Source organism: Bacillus sp. AK25, assembly GCF_048270685.1.
In the GTDB taxonomy this organism is placed as follows: Bacteria; Bacillota; Bacilli; order Bacillales; family Bacillaceae; genus Bacillus; species Bacillus altitudinis.
In genome coordinates this window covers 204,445-224,817 of sequence record NZ_JBLUWC010000001.1, presented here as the reverse complement: position 1 = coordinate 224,817, position 20,373 = coordinate 204,445, and the positions used below count along the sequence as shown (strand labels likewise).

Here is a 20,373-nt window from a genome sequence, read left to right as displayed (position 1 = left end):
TTCTTAAACTAAGTGTAAAAATGATTGTCCTGGTGTCACTTGTTTTTCTTCTGTCTCAATGATATCGCTAAATTCACCGGAATTGGTAATAATCACAGGTGTTGTGACAGAAAGACCTGCTGCTTGAATGGCCTCAATATCAAACTCCGCAAGCAGTTCACCTTCTGTAATGGTTTGGCCCTGCTCAACCTTCGGCGTAAAATGACGGCCTCCAAGTTGTACAGTATCCAGTCCAATATGAATGAGTACTTCTGCTCCGCTTTCAGAGGTGAGACCGTATGCATGTCCTGTTGGGAATACCGTTGTCACGACCCCAGTTACTGGTGCAAACAGCTTGCCTTCTGATGGAATAATGGCTGCGCCCTTACCTAATGCGCCAGATGAGAAGGCTTTATCTTGCACCTCTTCTAGCTTGATGACTTCGCCAGATAAAGGACTTTTCACATGAGCTGCTTTGACACCATGTTCATTTTCAGATGCTGGTGCAGAACTAGCTGCAGGAGCATCTTCTTCATCCACAGGATCTTTGAATCCAATCAAATAGGTTAAGACGATTGAAAGGACAAATGAAACGGAAATTCCGATTAAGAATCCTGTAAACCCTTGACCATAGAAGATCGGAAGTGTCAGTAAACTCGGAAGACCTGACGCGATCGCAATACTTTGTGAATAACCGATAATGGCACCACCCACACCGGCAGAGATAACCGCTGCAATAAATGGTTTTTTCAAACGAAGTGTGACGCCGTATACAGCAGGCTCTGTAATTCCAAATACAGCAGAAACCGCTGTCGATCCAGCTAATGATTTCAGCTTTTTGTTCTTTGTTTTCAGCATAACACCGATTGAAGCACCGGCTTGTGAAAATACAGCTGGCGCAGTAGCCGGCTTAATATGATCTTTTCCATGAACCGCAATATTATTTAAAATGACTGGCACAAGCCCCCAATGGATACCGAAGATGACAAGAACCTGCCATGCCATCGCAATTAAAGCACCGGCAAGTGTAGGGCTAAAGGAGAATACTTTCAGCAGGACGGCTGCAATTCCGTTCCCTGCATACACACCAAATGGTCCAAATACGATCAGTGTCAGTGGAACGACCGTGACCAGTAAAATCAGTGGTGTAATAAAGTTTTTCACACTTTCATGAATGACTTTGTTAAAGAAACGTTCGATATATCCCATCACAAACACTGCCAAAATAATCGGGATAACCGTTGATGTATAAGACATTAAGACAACCGGAATGCCAAAGAACGACACATCTCCGCCGCCTTTTGTGAGCTCTTGAATAGTCGGGTAGATCAGTGCACCTGCAATCGTCACAGCGACAAATGGATTCGCTTTAAACTTCCTAGCAGAAGTGAATGCGAGCAGCAGCGGCAGGAAGTAGAACAAGCTGTCTGATGCGGCAAATAAAATTTGATACGACGTATCTTCAGGAGATAACCATTTTGCATTGATACAGATGCCTAGAAGTCCTTTTAAAATACCGGCACCCGCCATGACACCTAGAAGCGGTGTGAAAATTCCAGAAACAATGTCGACGAATTTTCCGAAAAGACTTGTACTTTCTTCACTTGATCTAGCAGATGAAGAAGTGGAATCCTCTAATAGATTCGTAAACTCCCCAATCTCTCGATATACCTCTGGTACGGTGTTGCCAATGACCACCTGAAACTGGCCTCCGCTTTCCATGACAGTCACCACACCATTTAATTTTTCAATGGCCGCTTTATCTGCTTTTGATCTGTCATTTAATGTGAAGCGAAGTCTTGTGGCACAGTGAACCAATGAATGAACATTTTTCTCTGTCCCGATATGTTTGATAATGTCTTCTGCTAATTGACGATGACTCATACAAAAACCCCCTTTTTTTCAAAAAAATACGTTTTTAGGCAAAATAAAAACCTAAACGGGCACCAAAAATAGTCGCAACTTGCTATTGCGCTTTTTCAGTGAACGTTTAGGTTTTGCCTGCCGAACAGTCACAATCCTCTAAGACGATCATTGTGAAACCGTATTCTTTTATGTTTATGAGCAAATAGTACCACTCACTTTTTATGATGTCAACGCTTTCTTTTAAAATTCTATCTTTATTTTTCTCGTTTGATGAGTCGATTCAAATGAATCGATAGATAAAGCATCTCCTCTGATGTCAGGTCGCGATGATACGTTTGATACACATATTCCGCGATTTTCTTTGCGCATTCGTACGCCTTCGGATATTTCACTTTAATCAGCTGATATAAATCTTGATCTTCACTGACGAGTAACGTTTCGTTGATGAGACGCTGTACGAAAAAGCGTAAATGTGTGAGAAAACGATAAAAGTTGAGCGAGTCTTCGTCAAATTCCATGTTCAGATGATATTTCACAATGGTCAGTATGGCATTCACTTCTTTCGTGATATTGACCGTTGTATTCATGTCTTCATTGAGCTCTGCATTAATGATATGCATGGCAATAAAGCCCGCTTCATCTTCAGGCAGTTCAATATGAAGACGATCTTCAATCATCTCAAGGCATTCCTTCGCCACGAGAAACTCATCTTTGTATAAACGTTTAATCTCCCAAATCAGCGAATTCTCAATCAAGTGGTTTTTCTTTAATCGTTCGATGGCGTAATGAATATGGTCTGCTAGCGATACATGCAGACTTTCGTTTAATCTTCGGTTCAGCTTTGTATGTGCGTATTGGATCATTTCCTCGGTCACCTTGACGACATCATACGGAACCTCTTGAAGCAGCATTTTCATTCGCTCATGTACGGAATGATCCTCTAGGCGGAACACTTTATCAATTAACGCCTCGTCCACCGGGTCGCCGGGACGTCTTTGAAAAGCGATGCCTCTGCCCATGACGACGATTTCTTTTCCTTGTTCATCTATCACACTAATGACATTATTGTTTAGAACCTTTTGAATCTGCATCTCCAAACACCTCCGTCTATAACCAGCCATCTACACTCAAAATATGCTCTCATCTTAACACAACTGTCAAATCACTTGGCGTTTTTATCTGACTTTTGAAATAGATTTCACGATATTTTCACTTCTTTCTTGCTGGTCTGATCCTCTCTCGGCCTGCATACAATACCCCGAGGAGGTGACCTTCGATGAAGGCTTTTTTCTGGTCAGCATCTTTTTTATTCATGTTCATTCTGACTCTCTTTATTCTAGGTATTGTTTTTTGGCTTAGTGGACAAGGCTTAGATCAGCTATGGAGATATGCGCTTATCTGTCTTGTGACAGCCACCGTTCTACACGGCGTTACCACTTGGCTAAAGCAGCATGTCATGCATCATCCATCCAAATAAAAAGGCTGCCCTCAGTATTCAGGCAGCCCTTCCGTTATTCCTTAGATGAGGCGGCTTCTTTCTGAGAAGCACGCAGTTCATCATTAATTTGTTTCGCATCTTCTAAAAACTCTGTTTCAAATCCACTTTTGAGTGCCCACATATAAAATAACAACGCCACAACTGCAATGAGCGCCATATCCCAACCATAATGAATGACGTTATACCCGCCAAATTTATCACTACCGAGACAGGAAATCGTCATCATCACAAGCAAATACACAACCATCCAAGCACCTGCTTTAAAGTGACGGCCAAAGCCCTTCCACTTCGCTTTTGCTTGATAGTAAAAATAGATTGGCAGACCGATGAGAATAATGAACAGCACCTGACCCGTCAGCGGCCATCTCGCCCAGTACAGTGTCAATGATGCAAAGACAAAACCAAGCGGGGCAATGATGCTGAGTCCTTTAATTCGCAGTGGACGATATAAATCTGTGCCCGTCTTTCTCAGCGTCATCACTGTCACAGGTCCTGTTAAATAGGAAATCAGGGTCGCCACAGAGATAATTTCAGCGAGAACCCCCCATCCTCTAAACAAAAACAGAAAGATAAACGATACGCCTAAGTTAAAAAACATCGCTGGACGAGGCACACCATAAATTGGGTGCAGACGACCAAGTACACTCGGCATGTACTTGTTTTTTTCCATCCCATAAATCATACGAGACGTCGTCGCCGTATACGTAATCCCTGTTCCAGAAGGAGAAACGAACGCATCTGCATATAAAATGAGGACAAGCCAGTTGATTCCTAGCGCAATGGCAAGATCAGCAAATGGCGAGTTAAAATTCAAATGCCCCCAGCCATTCACAATCATTGATGGATCGACAGCGCCAATAAAAGCGATTTGCAGCAGCACATAAATGACCGTTGCAATTAAAATCGATCCAACAATGGCGATTGGAATCGAACGCCCTGGATTTTTCGCTTCTCCTGCCATATTAATCGGGCTTTGGAAGCCATTAAAAGCAAACACAATCCCTGATGTTGCGACAGCTGTCAGCACACTCGCCCAGCCGTTCGGCGCAATACTTGTTCCAGAAGTAAAATTCTCACTATGAAAACCTACGAATAAGAGCGCACCAATTGTTAATCCTGGAATGACGATTTTAAAAACCGTAATGAATGTATTCGCCTTTGAAAACAACCCAACTGTCCAATAATTGAGCAGAAAATAAATCACCAGCAGCACACTTGCCACCATGAGCCCCTCGGTCGTCAAAACCCCTTTTGTGACCAAATGGCTTGTCCACTTTGCCCACTCCCAAGGCCATGAGCTCATGTATTGAACGGAGGCCACTGCCTCAACAGGAATCACTGAGACAATCGCGATCCAGTTTGCCCAAGCGGCGATAAATCCAATAAAAGAGCCGTGTGAATATTGCGTATATTTGACCATTCCGCCTGCCTCTGGAAACATCGATCCGAGTTCACTATAAGACAATGCGATAAATAAAATAACAACCATCCCAATCAACCATGACAAAATAGCAGCAGGGCCGGCGATTTGAGCAGCCCGCCACGCACCAAAGAGCCATCCTGAACCAATGATTGAGCCAAGACCTACCATCATTAAAGCGAAAGTTCCCATCCTACGATGCAAATGATTCATGTTCATAACACCTTTCGATTAAAATACAGAGCATGTGTCGAGCAAGCGCCTTTCTTTTATAGCAGCTCACCTTTCATTCCATTGGCAAATACTTTCTGATCTGAACTTTTATCTTTGTTCATTTTTTGCCCGTTATATTATCTCTCAATTCTCCATTTTCTGAAATAGTCGAACATGCTTATTTCAAAAGAAAGCGCTTTTTCAACTGTTCAATCTATTAGACTGATTAACTACCTTTACCCTTATTTTGAAAAAAACAAAACAAAAAAGAAAGAGGAAATGACTTCCTCTTCCCTCTGAACACATATCATCCAAAGAAAAAAGGATAAAAGGGAAACCCTCTTATCCTTGTGAGATTGCTTGTTCTTTTTCAATGACAGCTAGTCTTTCTTGAACTTCTTCTTCAGATAAATTGTGCTGTTTCACATAAAGGTTACGTTCGCTTGTGCGGCATTCATGGCTGCAGCTGCGCATATATTTATGCTCGCTTTCTTCTGTTGCAATCATTTTGCGGTTACATGCAGGGTTCGCGCAGTTCACATAACGCTCGCAAGGTTCGCCAGTGAAGAAATCTTTTCCTACCACGACGTGCTCTGTTTGATTGACTGGAACCGTTAGGCGGTTATCAAACACATAACATTGACCGTCCCATAGCTTTCCTTGAACTTCTGGGTCTTTTCCGTACGTGACAATTCCACCGTCAAGCTGGGATACATCTTCAAAGCCTTCACGCTTTAACCATCCTGAGAATTTCTCACAGCGTACGCCGCCTGTGCAATACGTCAGAATTTTTTTCCCTTCAAGAATCTCTTTGTTGTCACGAATCCACTCAGGCAATTCACGGAATGTCTCAATGTCAGGGCGCACAGCACCTCTGAAGTGACCGACATCAAACTCATAATCATTACGTGCATCAATCACGACCGTATCAGGTGATTGCATTTGCTCGTAAAATTCAACTGGGCTGAGATGTTTTCCCGTTAATTCTAGCGGATTCACATCATCTTCAAGACTTAAATTCACCAATTCATTTCGATGACGGACGTGCATTTTCTTAAATGCATGACCATCTGCTTCGTCAATTTTAATTGGCATGGACGCAAAGCGTGGATCTTCTTTCAATGCTTGCATGTACTTGTCCGTCTGCTCAATGGTACCAGAAACGGTTCCGTTTATGCCTTCAGATGAAACAAGAATACGACCTAACAAACCAAGTTCCTTACAGAATGCTAGATGCTCTGCTGTAAACGTTTCTGGATCCTCAATGGGGACATATTGATAGTAAAGTAATACACGATATTGTTTTTCCATATATATAAACACCTCTTAAATTTAATCAAAACATACCATTTTATATCATACAGGAAATACATACCTTAAGGCAATGTCAGCAGTTAAATTCCATAAAACGGAAGGGTCTATGGTCTCATATTGTTCGATTATTTGACAGAACTTTCTGTAAAATGAGATGATTTAAGAACTATATGATTTCGTAAAGGAGCATAAGTCAATGATCCAGCCAGAAGAGATCGTCAGAAGCGGTCCTAACCAGTTTATTTCTCAAAAGGGGATTTATCATGAAATCGAGTCACTTGTTACTCCCTTTCAGTCACCAGCTATAGTGACAGGATATGACTCATATCAAGCCTTTTCACAGTACACAAAGCTTCCATCCGAGTGGCCTGTTGTTCAGCATAAAGGTTACAGTTCACCAAATGCGATCACACGAATTGCGGAAGAACTCAAGAGTTCAGACGTGATCATCGGGATCGGTGGTGGCACGATTTTAGATACAGCGAAGTCTGTTGCCGACGCTCTCCAAATTGAAGTGATCATGGTGCCGACGATTCCTGGGACATGTGCGGCTTCTACACCGCTCAGCGTCATTTATGATGACAAGGGAAATTTTATGAGGGTCGACTATCATAAGCGGTCCAGCTATCTCACGTTAATTGATCATACTTTTTTGCTTTCATCTCCTCTTTCCTATCTCCAAAGCGGAATTGGGGATACGCTGGCAAAATGGTATGAAGCGGAAGCCATTATTCGTAACACAAAAGGCACCTTGCCGCTCATGGTACATGCTGCATTAAAGCAGGCAGTGTACGTTCGTGACATTCTTCTGACTCATAGTGAAGAAGCCGTTAGCAGTTTAAAAACAGGCCAGCTTTCTCAAGCCTTTGCAGATGTAACAGATACGATCATTACGTTAGCCGGAACAGTCGGCGGCTATGGAGGACGTTATGGCAGAATGGCAGGAGCCCATGCCGTTCATAATGGATTAACATTTATTGATGAAACACATCATGTGTTACATGGACAAAAAGTGGCCTATGGCATTCTCGTCCAGCTTGCCGCAGAAAACCGTATGACGGAAGTAGAAGAATTACTTGAGCTCTATCAAACACTCGGATTACCTAGAACGATGCGTGATCTTGGCATCACATCTCAGCTAGAGGAAGCAGCACATACAGTGGCAAACCATGCTGCACGTAAAGATGAAACCTTTTGTTTGATTGGAGACTATACGAAAGAGCAAATTGTCGACGCCATTCAAATCATTGAGACCTATCAGCCTCAAAAAACGGTTTGAACATACGGGCAAATAAAAAGCACAGGCATCCCGCCTGTGCTTTCTTTCTATTAAAAATCGAAGTTATCTGGGTCTGGACCCGTGCGCTCATCTTCATTGAGCTGATCAATGACACTCATTTCATGGGCGGACAACTCGAAATCAAATACGTTTGTATTTTCGATGATTCGGCTCTTCGTCACAGATTTCGGAATGGTGATAATGCCATGCTGCAAATCCCAGCGAAGAATGACTTGCGCCACTGACTTCTCATGTTTTTTCGCAATATCTTGAAGCACCGGATGGTTAAGAAGTTTCCCGCTGCCTAATGGCGACCATGCTTCTACATGAATGCCTTTTGCCTTGCAGTAGTCACGTAAAGGCTCCTGCGTCAGCTTCGGATGCAGCTCAATTTGATTGACCATTGGTACCACTTCTGCCTCTTCTAATAAATCTTCTAAATGGTGCTGATGGAAGTTACACACGCCAATTGCCTTAACACGCCCATCCTTATACAGCTTCTCTAGCGCTTTCCACGTTTCTTTATATTTGCCTTCAACCGGCCAATGGATTAAATAAAGATCCAATATATCCAGACCTAGTTTGTTCATACTCGTTTCAAAGGCTTCAAGCGTTGACTCATATCCTTGATCACTATTCCAGACTTTTGTCGTAATGAACAGATCATCGCGAGAGATGCCTGATTGCTGAATGGCTTTGCCAACACCTTCTTCATTTTGATAGGCCGCTGCTGTATCTATACTGCGATAGCCCGCTTCAAGTGCGTCTTTGACTGCATTTACAGCCTCATCCCCATCTTTTACTTGCCATACACCAAAGCCAAGCTTCGGCATTTTCACTCCGTTTGCTAATGTGACTGTATCTGTTAATCCACTCATCAAACAAACCTCCGCTTCATTTTTGCTTACCATGCACTATACCCGAATGTGCGAAAGATCATGCATGAAAATAGACCATGCAAGGGCTACTATGATCTAATTTCATTTTGTCCCATACTAACAACACATAATTTTTATGTGAATATATTTGTTTTTATATTAAATAGATTTCTACTTATCCCTATACAAACAGCGAGGTCCAATCATCCTCCTCAGAGAATACTTGAATCCCATGCTGTTTCAGCAAGGCAGACGTCACACCGTCCCCAGCCTTTGTCTTCCCGTTAAACTCTCCCCGATAGATCATCCGGCTTCCGCAAGAAGGGCTGTACTCTTTTAACACCACGGATGTTGCGCCAAGAGTCTGAACCTGCTTAAGCGTGGCTTGTGCACCATTTACATACATCTCTGTTACATCTCTTCCATGAACATCAACAACAGCAGCCTGCCCCCGTAAGACATCATGACCATCTCCACCAATAATTTCAGCGGGAGGTCTTGGTGTAGAGAAACCGCCAAGCAGCTCAGGGCAAACTGTTACCGCCTTTCCTTCCTGCACAAGCTCCTCGATACGTTGATCTAATCGATGGCTGCCATTATAACGGACCTTTAATCCCGCAAGACAAGCGCTGACAACGATCATGTATGTTCCTCATTTCTATGTATTGAACGTTTTTTGCTGACTTTAAAATAAATCCATAAAGGCAAACAGAGTATCGTGTACATCAGAAAGGGCAGAGCACAATACAAAACAGCCGCCCACATGGACCCTTCAACTCCTGTGATCCCAAAAAAATAAACAAATAATAGCAAGCTGACAAACAATCCGACGAACGGCATGATAAATACATATTTTTTGAAATTTCCCATCATCTCTTCCACCAACACGGTTCCCTCCCTCAATCATCATCACGAACAACGTCAATATATGTTAATTTTACCATAAAAAAACCGAAAGCATCTAGTTTATAGAAAGCTTTCAGCCCGTTATTTATATCTTTTCCTTCCAAGCCTTTAAGAAGCGCTCAATAACCTGTAGTTCGTCTTCATTAAATTCATGGAGGAATTCTAAATAGGAGGAGACTGCCTGTTCATGAAGCTCATCATGCAGTGCCGCAAGCTGTGTGCCTTCCTCTGTGAGTGAATAATAGACGGATTTCTTGTCACCTTGCCGGTGGCAATAGTCGACCATGCCTTTTTCGATGAGCTTTTTCACAGCCTTTGTAATGGCTGGTTTTGATAGTTTTAGTTGTTGTGAAAGAAATGTATTATTGGATTCATTAGGGTTTGCTTGAATCATAGATAAAATATGAAGCTGTGTAAGTGTCCAATCTTGCTTGAGTGTATCAGTCGTGGTAATCAGTGGATCTGTTGGATCGTTCCGTTTCTTTTCCCTATGCATAATCAAATCTTGAATCGCTTTTAAGACAATCTGCTCGTTTGTTTCCATCTGAACCTCCACTCTTAACTGGTTAATAAAATGGTACTAATAATCAATAAAGGAGTCAAAAGAAATGTGGGGATGAGGAAAAGAATGGGTCATCAGACCTGATAAATAAAAGAACTTTTTTACTAGATTGCAAGAGACGGCACAATTTCCTTTTCTTTGCTATTATTTATGATAGGTACCCCTCAATCAAAAAAAGAAGGTGAGAGAATGAAAACAGAGCAGCAAATGGCCATTCGCCAGTTAGAAGAAAAAATAAATTTGTTTTCTTCTGTTGTCAACGGATCGTTCCTATCAACAGAAGATTTCGTTTTATCAAACACGCATATATCAACTGACACGTTCAATTTGTTATTACCCATTTCAGCGCACATACAAGATCAACAAAAAGTGGAAGCTGCCATCGAACAAATGCAGCAACAGCAGCTAGCATTCAGCACATGGATCACTCAAAGCCTGCTCCACACCGATTGGTCGAATATCATGCAGAAATATGGGCTTCAAGAAGTGGAACGCAATACCATCATGATGCTTGAACATACAAACGACATCGATCAAAGGACCTCTCAATCGCTTACGATCAAGGAAGTGACTGACGATCAAACTTTTCTCGATTATCAACATTTATTTATTGAACTTTTCGAAGGATCACCTGAGGCTATCGCTTTAAACAGCTATTTCCAGCGCTTTTCGATTGAACGATTACACCCGAGTACCCGCATGTTCGTTGGATATGAACACAACAAACCGGTCACAACGGGCTTATTGATTGAAACAGCAGACAGCTATGGTATTTATGATGTCATCACAAAGGCAGAACACCGCGGAAGAGGACTTGGCAGTGACATGTTTCATTACCTTCTGACCCAGACAGATAACAAACAAAAGTGTGTGATGTTACAAGCCTCAAATGACGGCAAACATATCTATCAGCGTGCCGGATTTCATCCAATTGGAGAAATGGTTATTTTTGAATAGAAGATGACATTTTTCCTGACGTATCAAGGGCAAAGAAAGGCATCCTGTCTCTTCTTTGCCTCTAACATCTCATCACAAAAATGAATGTACATTCATTCACTCCTTTGGTACATTTAAAAAAAGGAGCTGAAGAACAGATGGTTCGACCAGGCGATCAATTTCAAACAAGCAAAACCTATACGCATGAAGATGTGATCCAATTTGGCGAGATGACAGGTGATCTTGGCAAACATCATACCGAGCTAGATGATCAAGGCAGGCTCATGGTACACGGCTTTCTCACAGCAAGTCTAGCCACGAAGCTTGGCGGGCAGTTTCATTTTATCGGTCAAGAGATGACATGTACCTTCATACGCCCTGTTTATACAGGTGACACCATTACCTGCCAGATGGCCGTCACCAAGGTAGAACCCCTTGAAAAATACCATCGAGTCTACCTTTTTTCCCGTTATATCAATCAGCATGGAGAAGAAGTCATTACTGGTAAAAGTGAAGGTGTGGTTTTCAAAAAATAAAAAGCTGCCTATGATGAGGCAGCTAACTAACACGGAAACGATTTTATTCTCTTCTATTCAGCGTGATGCTGACGATCCATATAAAGCGGCGGTCTCTTTAATGATATCACTGCACAGCTAAAGGCAATCAGCACAAAAACAGCGCCGAATTTAGCCAAATCAACAGATGAACCGGTCATTGTAAACATGACGCCGCCCACTGCTGATCCAATGGAAATCCCAATTTGCAAAGCGGATGTGTTCAAACTCTGCTGAATATCAGACGTCACAGGGTCTGTTTGAATCAAATAGCTCTGCAAAGCAGGTGTCAGTGCCCAGCTAAGAGCACCCCATAGGACAACCATCACCATAAAGAGCATAAACACTCCCGCTGTATAAGGAAGGATAAACATCACAATGGCAAACGCCATGGTCACAAGCAAAATGGCTTTTCCTGATCCTAGTTTGTCACTCAGCCAGCCGCCAAACCCATTCCCGCCAATCGACGCAAGCCCGAAGACCAAATAACAAATACTAATCCAAAACGGAGTCATATGCAGAACTTCCATCAGAAATGGCGTGAAATAAGAATACAGCATATAATGACCAGCAAGCATGAACAAACTAATCAAATGTGCACTGAAAATTTTCGGATGCCCTAAAGAACGAATTTGTTCTTTAAGCGGTGTGACTTTTTCAACAGGCATTTTCTCCAATAGAAAATAAATGAGTACCATGGATATAGCTGACAGAATACTGATTCCTAAAAACATCACTCTCCAGCCAAAGCTCTCTGTAATAAAAATACCGATCGGTACACCGAGAACAAGTGATGAGCTAATCCCAATAAAAATCAGACCTAATGCTTTCGCTCGATGCGCCGGTTCCACCAGCTTGGCGGTAATCGTCAATGATAGTACCACAACAAGCGCTGTACTCATGGCAATCAAGACCCTAGAGATCATGACAAGGGCAAAGGTGGAACTAAAATATGTGAATACATTGCCTAATGTAAAGACCAATAATGCGATTAAATAAAGACGCTTTCGTTCGATTTTGGCTGTGACGGTCAGTAGCACCGGTGCTGAAATAGCATACACAATCGCAAATACCGTGATCAGCTGCCCAGCTGTCGCAAGAGACACATTGAGATCCTCTGCTAAACTTGGCAAAATGCCCCCGACCACAAGCTCAACTAATCCAACCGCAAAAGTAGAAACAGCTAATAAATAAACTCTCCAGTTCATGTCTAACATCCCTTCTCTATATCATGGCTTTCACTTTTGATACAGGGTGCAGACAAACAAAAAAACCCTGATTACAAAAAAGGAAAGCGCGCTTTTGTAATCAGGATTTATCGGATCCTGGTAGAAACCCTCAAACCATATTATTGAGGTTATACAAGTCTATTTTTTCTTCAAATATATTAGCATAGCCTTCCATAACGTGCAAGCTGCAAAAATAGAAAATATCTGCCAATGGCTCTTCAACATAAACGACCTCAGAAAGGCATAAAATGAACTTGCAGACCAACTTGCTTTCTCCCCCATTTACAGGTAAACTGATGAAAAATCAACGAACAAGGATCAACGTAGATCTGGAATAGTAGCTTGAATCGATCTTTACCAGAGAGGGAACGGTGCTGAGAAGTTCCTACTGACATCTTCAAGTGAACCTGCCGATTTAGTTCTGTTTCATACAGCGGTTCATACCGTTATCATGATCGAGTGTAAAGCTGTGCTTTAAATTAGGGTGGTACCACCAGGAATGGTCCCTAACTTAAAGCACAGCTTTTTTGTTTTTTTAAAAGGAGGAAAAAGACGATGTCAAAGAAACAATTTGTTGAGAAAATTACAAGCATGGAAGACGACTTTGCCCAGTGGTATACAGATGTTGTCACAAAGGCGCGTCTCGTCGATTATTCAAGCGTTAGAGGCAGTATGATCATTCAGCCATACGGTTTTAAAATTTGGGAAAATATTCGCGACGAACTTGATCGTCAAATCAAAGAAACAGGTCACGAGAATGTCTATATGCCGCTCTTTATCCCAGAAAGCCTTCTCCAGCAAGAAAAGGATCATATCGAAGGCTTTGCTCCTGAAGTGGCGTGGGTGACACATGGCGGTGATTCGGAATTACAAGAAAGACTCTGCGTCAGACCAACATCTGAGGTGCTGTTCGCTGAGCATTATAAAAACATCATTCACTCCTATCGTGATTTACCAAAGCTATATAACCAATGGGCCAATGTCGTCCGCTGGGAAAAGACAACACGTCCATTTCTTAGAACCCTTGAATTCCTCTGGCAGGAAGGGCACACTTGTCACGAGACTGAGCAAGAAGCGATTGAAGAAACAGAAAGAATGCTCCATATCTATGCGTCTATTTGTGAAGAGCTTCTAGCGATCCCTGTCATTAAAGGAAGAAAAACAGAGAAAGAAAAATTCGCTGGCGCCCGCTTCACCTATACGGTTGAAAGCTTGATGCATGACGGAAAAGCCCTGCAAACCGCCACTTCCCACTTCTTCGGCAACGGATTTGCCAAGGCGTTTGGCATTGAATTTTTAAATCGAGAAGGAAAATTAGAGCATGTCCAGCAAACATCATGGGGCTTCACCACAAGAATCATTGGCGCTATGATCATGGTACATGGCGATGACAGAGGACTAGTCCTGCCGCCAAACATTGCACCAATCCAAGTACGTGTTGTGCCAATTGCTTCCCATAAAGAAGGTGTCCTCGATCATGCCTATGAATTAAAGGATCGACTCGCCCGCATCGCACGCGCTGACATCGATGCAAGCGATAAACAGCCTGGCTGGAAATTCAACGAATGTGAAATGCAGGGCATCCCTTTACGTGTAGAAGTGGGACCAAAGGATATGGAAAAAGGCCAGGTCATGCTCGCAAGACGAGACACAGGTGAAAAGCAAGCCATCACGTTAGATGCACTTGAACAAGCCATCACGTCCACGCTTGAAGACATTCAGCAGACGATGTACGAAAAAGCAAAAGAACGATTACATGAAAAAACATCAAACGCCCACACAATCGAAGACATCGAACAGCTTCTTGCCGAAGAAAACAGGTTGATCAAAGCCATGTGGTGCGGTGATGAAGACTGCGAAAACGACATCAAAGAGAGAACAGGGGCGACATCACGCTGTATCCCGTTTGAACAAGAATCCGTTTCTGACACATGTGTCTGCTGCGGGAAACCTGCTTCTGATATGGTGTTCTGGGCGAAAGCCTACTAATCATATTTCAAATTGTTGACAAAGAATGCGAGGGTTTGTCTATACGCTGAAGCATCTTATACGATGCTTCTTTTTTGTTAAAAAGAGCCAAATATCCATTGACCTCATTCACACAATCCCCTATAATTCATATTAATATAATCGGTTTTTAAGACTTTAACTGGAGTGGTGATCTATGAAGCGCTGGCTCTCAATATTTAACGAACGTTGTCCAAAATGTAAAACAGCATTAGATGTCTCGAAGTCCAATGCCTTGCAAGGCAAAGTCGTGAAAACATGCCCCAATCTTCATTATCAAAAAGAGTACCACCCTGCACTTGAAACGTATATCGAGCACGATGACATGAAATAAAAAAGACCAACACATGGAAAAGAGCCCTTGCTCTCAGTTGTTGGTCTTTTTCTTATAATAAATCCACCCAGATTTTGATCGCTGTGGCTGTAATCATCACGGCAAGCGCCCACTGCAAATAAACGGCATTGATTTTCTGACCAATTTTCGCCCCAATCGGCGCAGCAATCAAACTGGCCGCCATTAAGACAAGAGCAGGCATGAACATGACTTGACCCGTCAGCACTTTCCCAGCAGATGCGCCGATCGCAGAGAGAAACGTAATGGCCAGAGACGAGGCAATCGTCATCCGCACAGGGATTTTGAGAATTGATAGCATCACCGGCACTAAAATAAAGGCACCGCCTGCACCTAATACACCCGATACACTTCCGATCACAAAGGCAATACCAGCCGCCAGTCCTTTATGAAAGGTCGCCTCTCCATCCGCTTCTGCCCGCTGACCTTTTTTCGGAACAAGCATTAAAATGACAGCGACAATGGCAAGAAGACCATAGACTACATTGATGCCTTTCTCTGGAAGGAAATTTGATAAATAGCTGCCTAATAAACTCCCTGCCAATATACTGCTCCCCATATATAAAATCAATGGTCGATGTAAAAATCCGCTTTTTCGATACGCCAGCACACCGCCGAGTGTCGAAAATAGTACTTGAATGGCACCAATCCCTGAAACCTCGTGTGCCGATAATGCCATCACTCCGACTAGAGGCGGGATATAAAGCAGCATGGGATAGTTGATCACCGATCCTCCTATTCCAACCATTCCTGATAAGAAGGAACCAATAAATCCAATGATAAATAAAGTAATGAAAAATGCAAAATCCACGCTGGTCTCCTCCTTTGCAAAAGGAAAAGGGGCTCCCTCATAGATACCCCTCTCCCCTTTAGGACCCTTTTCTCACCCAGAACTTCAGCACATGTCCTTCATCCGTCTGCGTGATCAATTCATGTCCGCTTGACTTAGCCCATGCAGCCAAATCAGCTTTAGCTCCTTTATCTGTTGCATGTATTTCTAATACTTGACCTTCTGCCAAGTCGTTCATTTTTTTCTTCGTCCGAATAATTGGCATCGGGCATGCAAGCCCGGTTACGTCTAAAATGTGATCTGATGTCATCTGATCATCCCTCGCTTCTTTATTTTATTGAACATTATCGAATCGCACAACGGTTTGGACCAATTTCCATGTCTCTCTGTGCTTCCTCGTCTGGATTCAGCTTCCCCATATTGGTAGACCGAATGTCTTGATAAGCGTTTGGCTGTGCAGGGAGATCCTGCGTGACCATTTGTCTAAATACGTCTTCATCTTCAATGTTCAGCCCGTGATTTTCTTCAAACAAAGCGCCTAGCTCCTTCCAAACGCTGCCGTCTTCATTAAGCTCCTCCACGATCATAAAATGTGCAGGTAGCACAATCAATTCTGCCGAAAGCGCCGTATATCGTGTATAAAGGGTTTCTCTCAAATCACCTACCCAGTCCTCCGCCATACCGGCTAGATCAGGTCGTCCGATCGAATCAATGAACAAAATATCACCTGAAAGGAGGTAACGGCCGTCTACGATAAAAGAGGTTGAACCAATCGTATGGCCCGGTGAATATAGGGCATGAATATCAATCTCCGTCGCTCCAATCGTCACACGCTGCCCTTCTTCAAGGTGATTGTACGAAAACGTCACCTCTTCGGCGTCTTTTGGCGGTAGCCAGTAGGTGGCCCCAGTCTGTTCAGACAGCTTTTTCCCGCCAGATATATGGTCCGCATGAAGGTGCGTATCAAACACATGCGTCACTGTGACTTGATGTTTTTTAGCAAATTGCGTATAGACCTCCGTCATTCTAGCCGCATCAATAATCGCAGCTTCCCCATTCGACATGATCATATAGGACAAGCACCCCTTGCCCATTCGCACAAATTGGTACAACTCTCCACCGCCAGTTAAATCACCGATCTTCACTGGCTCTAAATGCTCACTCCATGCCTTCATGCCGCCTTGCAAATAATGGATCGTTCTGCCTGCCTCTGACAGCATCTCTGCCACCATAATAGAAGAGCCCTCTTTCGCACAAACGACCAGTACATCTAGGTCATCCGGTATGTTCTCCACCATATCCTCTACGCCATCAAGAAGCTCAAAGTAAGGCACATTTAAATATTCAACGGCTTTCCCTTCAATTTTCCAGTCCTGCACATCTGATTCGTTTCGTACATCCAACAAAAAGATCGGCTCTTTGTTGATGATCTTTTTTGTTAACTGTTCTGCTGTCATTGCTTTTACAGTCATCGTTTCATTCAGCTCCTATTTTTCAATCTCTCCTGTCCAGCTGTTCATGCCTGGCACTACATTGATCAATTGATGGAATCCTTTTTCTTTTAACTTTTGTGCGGCTAATTCACTTCTTCTGCCTGAATGACAGATGAGGTAAATGAGCGTCTCTCGGTTCAATTCTTCAGCACGTTGTTCCACCTCGCCAAGAGGGATGTGAACAGCTCCTGGAATATGGCCCGCTTCGTATTCATCTGGCTCTCGTACATCTAAAATAAACAATGACTGATCTTCTTTTACCTTCTGTTGAAACATGTTCAACGACATTTCCGAAATCATTGACTGCTCCTCCTCCTGTTTCGCTCCGCCTTTACGAATCAAATGATGAAGCACCTGTCCTTCTACTTTTGTTCCTAAAAATTCATGACCGGCGCTTTTTGACCAAGCCGCTAAATCCGCTGTAGACCCTTTATCGGTTGCTTGCACTTCAAGCACATCTCCTGGCAAGAGCTCATTCATTTGTTTTTTCGTTTTGACAATGGGCATTGGGCATGCCAATCCTTTTGCATCTAGAATTGCTGTTGGTTGCTGCATTGTTTTTCCTCCTTTTTATAGGGGTGGGGGTATGTTCCAAAGCCTATTTATACCTATAATCGCCAAGCATTCATGCCACCCTTGATATTCGTAATGTGGGTAAATCCCTGTTTTTTTAACAATTTAGCCGCCTGCATACTTCTCATCCCGCTTTGGCAGATCACATACACTTCTTTGTCTTTCTCAAGCTCATGCGCTCGATTCCTTAACTGTGGTAAGGGGATATTTTGAAAGCCTTTTATATGGTTTGTTTGAAATTCTAATGGTGATCGCACGTCTATCAGCTGTTGATGCCGACTATGCAATTTAGGTTTCAGATGAGCTGCGTCCATTTGTTTCACACCCCGTACGGGAAGAAAACGGCTCACAAGCAAAGCGATCACCATGATGAGCAAAAGCGTTTGAATCATGTATGGACACCCCCCTAGATAAATAAGTTCACATTCCCGATTTCAGCCTCTGCTAAATACGCTGCCACACCGGCATATTGAATGTCTGCTAGTAATTCATTCTCCTGCAGCCCTAAGAGATCCATCGTCATCGTACATGCCACGAGGTTGATCTCTTGTTCCTTTGCCATATCAATGAGCTGCGGCAGGGTCATGGCATTGTGTTTGTTGATCACATGCTTGATCATCTTCGGCCCCATTCCTGCAAAATTCATCTTTGACAGCCCCATTCGATCAGCGCCGCGCGGCATCATTTTGCCAAACATTTTTTCTAAAAATCCCTTCTTCAGTGGCACCATCTCTTCCTGACGCAAGGCATTCAGCCCCCAAAAGGTATGAAAAATCGTCACCTCGTGATCATAAGCTGCTGCGCCATTTGCAATAATATAAGCGGCCATCGCTTTATCATAATCTCCACTAAATAAAACAATTGTTGTTCGTTTTTTCTGTTCCTCCATCATGACCCTCCTTATATACATTACCCGTGGGGGTATATTGAAAACAAAAAATATATACAAATACCGGTAAGGGTATATTATAACAAGTAAAAAAATTCGTCAACCTCCAAAGGCTGAGGAATTTCTTACCGGCTTTTCACCAAGAGCTCAACCGCTTCTTTGACAAGCCCCTCTGTATCCTTGCCTTGTTCAAGACTTTCACGGACACATTGTTCAAGGTTTGTACTCACAATCACACCCATTGCACGATCAATGGCATTGCGTGATGCAGATAGCTGCGTCACCACCTCGCGGCAATCCTTTCCCTGCTCCATCATCGCAAGAACCCCTTTAATCTGCCCTTCAATCCGGCGAAGACGATTCTTCATCTGCTGATTATACTCCACGTTTAACGCTCCTTTCTCTTTTCCCTATGATCAGATAGTATACCCTGACAGGTATTTAGTCAAACATGATGAATTAGTATAAAAGGCTAATGAGATAATTATCCCAGCAACTCTACTCATTACGCACTAGCTTCTTTCATAGAGTATATATTCACCTTATAAATAGAATAAAGAGCGAAACACACTATATGAAATAAAAATGAGATTAGGTTCACGTTATTGCTCTATAATATAGAAAATGGGTAGTTAAAATACGCTTTTATGGTATAATTTTACTTTGATAGGGTTAATAAAAGTTGCGACAAAATGAAGCGTCGTAAAAGGCATCTGATGATTGCTAATATGTAAATAACTTTTTCTATCCAAAAAGGAACCGAAATAATTAACAAAAAATAGGTGATGTTGTGGATAATTTTTTTGAACAATTAGATCTTAAAACAATTATAACAATCTTTGCTGGATTTGGCGCTGCTTCTACAGCCCAATTATTTTCACATCATTTCTCCCGAAAAAGGGAAGATATAAAATATCATAAAGAATCTCTTCAGAATTTATACTCTCCTGTAATTTTTGAAATAGAGAACTATATAATTGGGGAGTTTGTACATGCTAGAAATATTGAGATAAAACCATTAGAGTTATTATGGTTGCAATCAAAGAATCCAAAAAAGATTTTCAGAATGATATTAGAAAAAATAGGTTCTAATTTACAGTATGCAAAACCAGAATTAATCATGGATTATTTCAATCTGATTAATAAAGAACCAGATACTATCTATAAAAAGACAATTGATAAAGAGATAGCTCTTTGCAATACATTGTTATTAGACTATGTTCAGCTTTGCAAAAAACTTAAAATTAATTCTTATAAAGTAGACAAGTACATACAAGGACCCCTTATGTTTACTCAACTATATGAACTTTTAGGGCATACAGATCATTTTAATGCACAAGAGTTACTTATAAAACATTATTTTGAAGTTAGAGGTTTAGGATATGTTTATTTCAAAAAAATTATTAGGCTTAATCACCAATTCAAAAAAAAATTCACAATAGATAACTATTATAATGCAAAAAATAAATCGAACGAATTATTTACACAAATAGGTCAAAAACTTGGTTCAAAATCGGATTGGTGGTTCTCTGCAATCTCTAATCCATATGGATATCCAGATGATATCTCATGAAAAATAGATACCAGTTTATAATGTAAAATGTTTTTTGTTCTTGAGTATTAAAGCCTATTGTT

General features: G+C 42.1%; 22 protein-coding genes and 1 riboswitch. Of the genes, 7 read left to right on the top strand and 15 right to left on the bottom strand.

Annotation, left to right across the window (positions count from 1 at the left end; translation table 11 throughout):
• Window positions 1–3 precede the first annotated feature (3 nt).
• Both ACNO7B_RS01290 and licT read right to left on the bottom strand, forming a co-directional pair.
• On the bottom strand, window positions 4–1,863 hold the full coding sequence (locus ACNO7B_RS01290) for a beta-glucoside-specific PTS transporter subunit IIABC (RefSeq protein WP_008343857.1): 1,860 nt from the start codon (window positions 1,861–1,863) through the stop codon (window positions 4–6).
• A gap of 236 nt (window positions 1,864–2,099) precedes the next feature.
• On the bottom strand, window positions 2,100–2,936 hold the full coding sequence (gene licT / locus ACNO7B_RS01285) for a BglG family transcription antiterminator LicT (RefSeq protein WP_008343858.1): 837 nt from the start codon (window positions 2,934–2,936) through the stop codon (window positions 2,100–2,102).
• A 185-nt stretch (window positions 2,937–3,121) separates the two neighbouring features.
• Between licT and ACNO7B_RS01280 the strand changes: the two genes are divergently transcribed.
• The gene (locus tag ACNO7B_RS01280; protein WP_046526618.1) at window positions 3,122–3,322 is read left to right on the top strand and encodes a hypothetical protein; all 201 of its coding nucleotides are present in this window, start codon (window positions 3,122–3,124) and stop codon (window positions 3,320–3,322) included.
• A gap of 34 nt (window positions 3,323–3,356) precedes the next feature.
• On the opposite strand, the gene ACNO7B_RS01275 is transcribed toward ACNO7B_RS01280, so the two are convergent.
• Window positions 3,357–4,976: an APC family permease gene (locus tag ACNO7B_RS01275; RefSeq protein ID WP_417901060.1), complete on the bottom strand. Its 1,620-nt coding sequence runs from the start codon at window positions 4,974–4,976 to the stop codon at window positions 3,357–3,359.
• A 342-nt stretch (window positions 4,977–5,318) separates the two neighbouring features.
• Entirely contained in the window at window positions 5,319–6,287 is a 969-nt protein-coding gene (locus ACNO7B_RS01270; RefSeq protein WP_007498459.1) for a rhodanese-related sulfurtransferase, read from the bottom strand.
• 199 nt (window positions 6,288–6,486) lie between these two features.
• Here ACNO7B_RS01270 and ACNO7B_RS01265 point away from each other — a divergent pair, with 199 nt between their 5' ends.
• Window positions 6,487–7,569: an iron-containing alcohol dehydrogenase family protein gene (locus ACNO7B_RS01265; protein WP_035703021.1), complete on the top strand. Its 1,083-nt coding sequence runs from the start codon at window positions 6,487–6,489 to the stop codon at window positions 7,567–7,569.
• 50 nt (window positions 7,570–7,619) lie between these two features.
• Here ACNO7B_RS01265 and ACNO7B_RS01260 read toward each other — a convergent pair whose 3' ends face one another.
• From ACNO7B_RS01260 to ACNO7B_RS01250, 3 genes are all read right to left on the bottom strand, one after another.
• Window positions 7,620–8,447, bottom strand: a complete 828-nt coding sequence (locus tag ACNO7B_RS01260) for an aldo/keto reductase (protein ID WP_035703019.1) — start codon at window positions 8,445–8,447, stop codon at window positions 7,620–7,622.
• Between the two features lie 181 nt (window positions 8,448–8,628).
• On the bottom strand, window positions 8,629–9,090 hold the full coding sequence (locus ACNO7B_RS01255; protein WP_417901059.1) for a DUF523 domain-containing protein: 462 nt from the start codon (window positions 9,088–9,090) through the stop codon (window positions 8,629–8,631).
• 348 nt (window positions 9,091–9,438) lie between these two features.
• Entirely contained in the window at window positions 9,439–9,897 is a 459-nt protein-coding gene (locus ACNO7B_RS01250) for a MarR family transcriptional regulator (RefSeq protein ID WP_024719151.1), read from the bottom strand.
• A 207-nt stretch (window positions 9,898–10,104) separates the two neighbouring features.
• On the opposite strand from ACNO7B_RS01250, the gene ACNO7B_RS01245 reads away from it, so the two are divergent.
• Window positions 10,105–10,872 (top strand): GNAT family N-acetyltransferase, encoded by a 768-nt coding sequence (locus tag ACNO7B_RS01245; RefSeq protein WP_417901058.1) that lies wholly within the window; start codon window positions 10,105–10,107, stop codon window positions 10,870–10,872.
• Between the two features lie 137 nt (window positions 10,873–11,009).
• Complete coding sequence (locus ACNO7B_RS01240; protein WP_048002330.1) at window positions 11,010–11,387, top strand: hotdog domain-containing protein; 378 nt, start codon at window positions 11,010–11,012, stop codon at window positions 11,385–11,387.
• 53 nt (window positions 11,388–11,440) lie between these two features.
• On the opposite strand, the gene ACNO7B_RS01235 is transcribed toward ACNO7B_RS01240, so the two are convergent.
• Window positions 11,441–12,613: an MFS transporter gene (locus ACNO7B_RS01235; protein ID WP_017358727.1), complete on the bottom strand. Its 1,173-nt coding sequence runs from the start codon at window positions 12,611–12,613 to the stop codon at window positions 11,441–11,443.
• A 77-nt stretch (window positions 12,614–12,690) separates the two neighbouring features.
• Window positions 12,691–12,790, bottom strand: a riboswitch (purine riboswitch).
• A gap of 399 nt (window positions 12,791–13,189) precedes the next feature.
• Here ACNO7B_RS01235 and proS point away from each other — a divergent pair.
• Window positions 13,190–14,623: a proline--tRNA ligase gene (proS, locus tag ACNO7B_RS01230; protein ID WP_417901057.1), complete on the top strand. Its 1,434-nt coding sequence runs from the start codon at window positions 13,190–13,192 to the stop codon at window positions 14,621–14,623.
• Window positions 14,624–14,798: 175 nt separating this feature from the next.
• Window positions 14,799–14,975 carry a hypothetical protein gene (locus tag ACNO7B_RS01225; RefSeq protein ID WP_017358723.1) on the top strand — a complete coding sequence of 59 codons (177 nt, stop codon included), beginning with the start codon at window positions 14,799–14,801 and terminating at the stop codon, window positions 14,973–14,975.
• 52 nt (window positions 14,976–15,027) lie between these two features.
• Here the strand turns inward: ACNO7B_RS01225 and ACNO7B_RS01220 are convergent, their stop codons facing one another.
• The 7 genes from ACNO7B_RS01220 to ACNO7B_RS01190 all read right to left on the bottom strand — a co-directional run bounded on the left by ACNO7B_RS01220 (window position 15,028) and on the right by ACNO7B_RS01190 (window position 19,124).
• Entirely contained in the window at window positions 15,028–15,804 is a 777-nt protein-coding gene (locus ACNO7B_RS01220) for a sulfite exporter TauE/SafE family protein (RefSeq protein WP_138824945.1), read from the bottom strand.
• Between the two features lie 58 nt (window positions 15,805–15,862).
• On the bottom strand, window positions 15,863–16,093 hold the full coding sequence (locus tag ACNO7B_RS01215; RefSeq protein WP_008343881.1) for a sulfurtransferase TusA family protein: 231 nt from the start codon (window positions 16,091–16,093) through the stop codon (window positions 15,863–15,865).
• A gap of 34 nt (window positions 16,094–16,127) precedes the next feature.
• Window positions 16,128–17,255, bottom strand: coding sequence for an MBL fold metallo-hydrolase (locus tag ACNO7B_RS01210; protein ID WP_417901056.1), 1,128 nt, complete (start codon window positions 17,253–17,255; stop codon window positions 16,128–16,130).
• Between the two features lie 15 nt (window positions 17,256–17,270).
• The gene (locus ACNO7B_RS01205; protein WP_024719146.1) at window positions 17,271–17,831 is read right to left on the bottom strand and encodes a sulfurtransferase TusA family protein; all 561 of its coding nucleotides are present in this window, start codon (window positions 17,829–17,831) and stop codon (window positions 17,271–17,273) included.
• Window positions 17,832–17,884: 53 nt separating this feature from the next.
• Window positions 17,885–18,241, bottom strand: a complete 357-nt coding sequence (locus tag ACNO7B_RS01200; RefSeq protein WP_017366511.1) for a rhodanese-like domain-containing protein — start codon at window positions 18,239–18,241, stop codon at window positions 17,885–17,887.
• Window positions 18,242–18,255: 14 nt separating this feature from the next.
• Window positions 18,256–18,738: a DsrE/DsrF/DrsH-like family protein gene (locus ACNO7B_RS01195; RefSeq protein ID WP_035702998.1), complete on the bottom strand. Its 483-nt coding sequence runs from the start codon at window positions 18,736–18,738 to the stop codon at window positions 18,256–18,258.
• Window positions 18,739–18,863: 125 nt separating this feature from the next.
• Window positions 18,864–19,124, bottom strand: a complete 261-nt coding sequence (locus tag ACNO7B_RS01190) for a metal-sensitive transcriptional regulator (protein ID WP_003217059.1) — start codon at window positions 19,122–19,124, stop codon at window positions 18,864–18,866.
• Window positions 19,125–19,528: 404 nt separating this feature from the next.
• Between ACNO7B_RS01190 and ACNO7B_RS01185 the strand changes: the two genes are divergently transcribed.
• On the top strand, window positions 19,529–20,311 hold the full coding sequence (locus ACNO7B_RS01185) for a hypothetical protein (RefSeq protein WP_410685389.1): 783 nt from the start codon (window positions 19,529–19,531) through the stop codon (window positions 20,309–20,311).
• The last annotated feature ends 62 nt before the right edge of the window (window positions 20,312–20,373 follow it).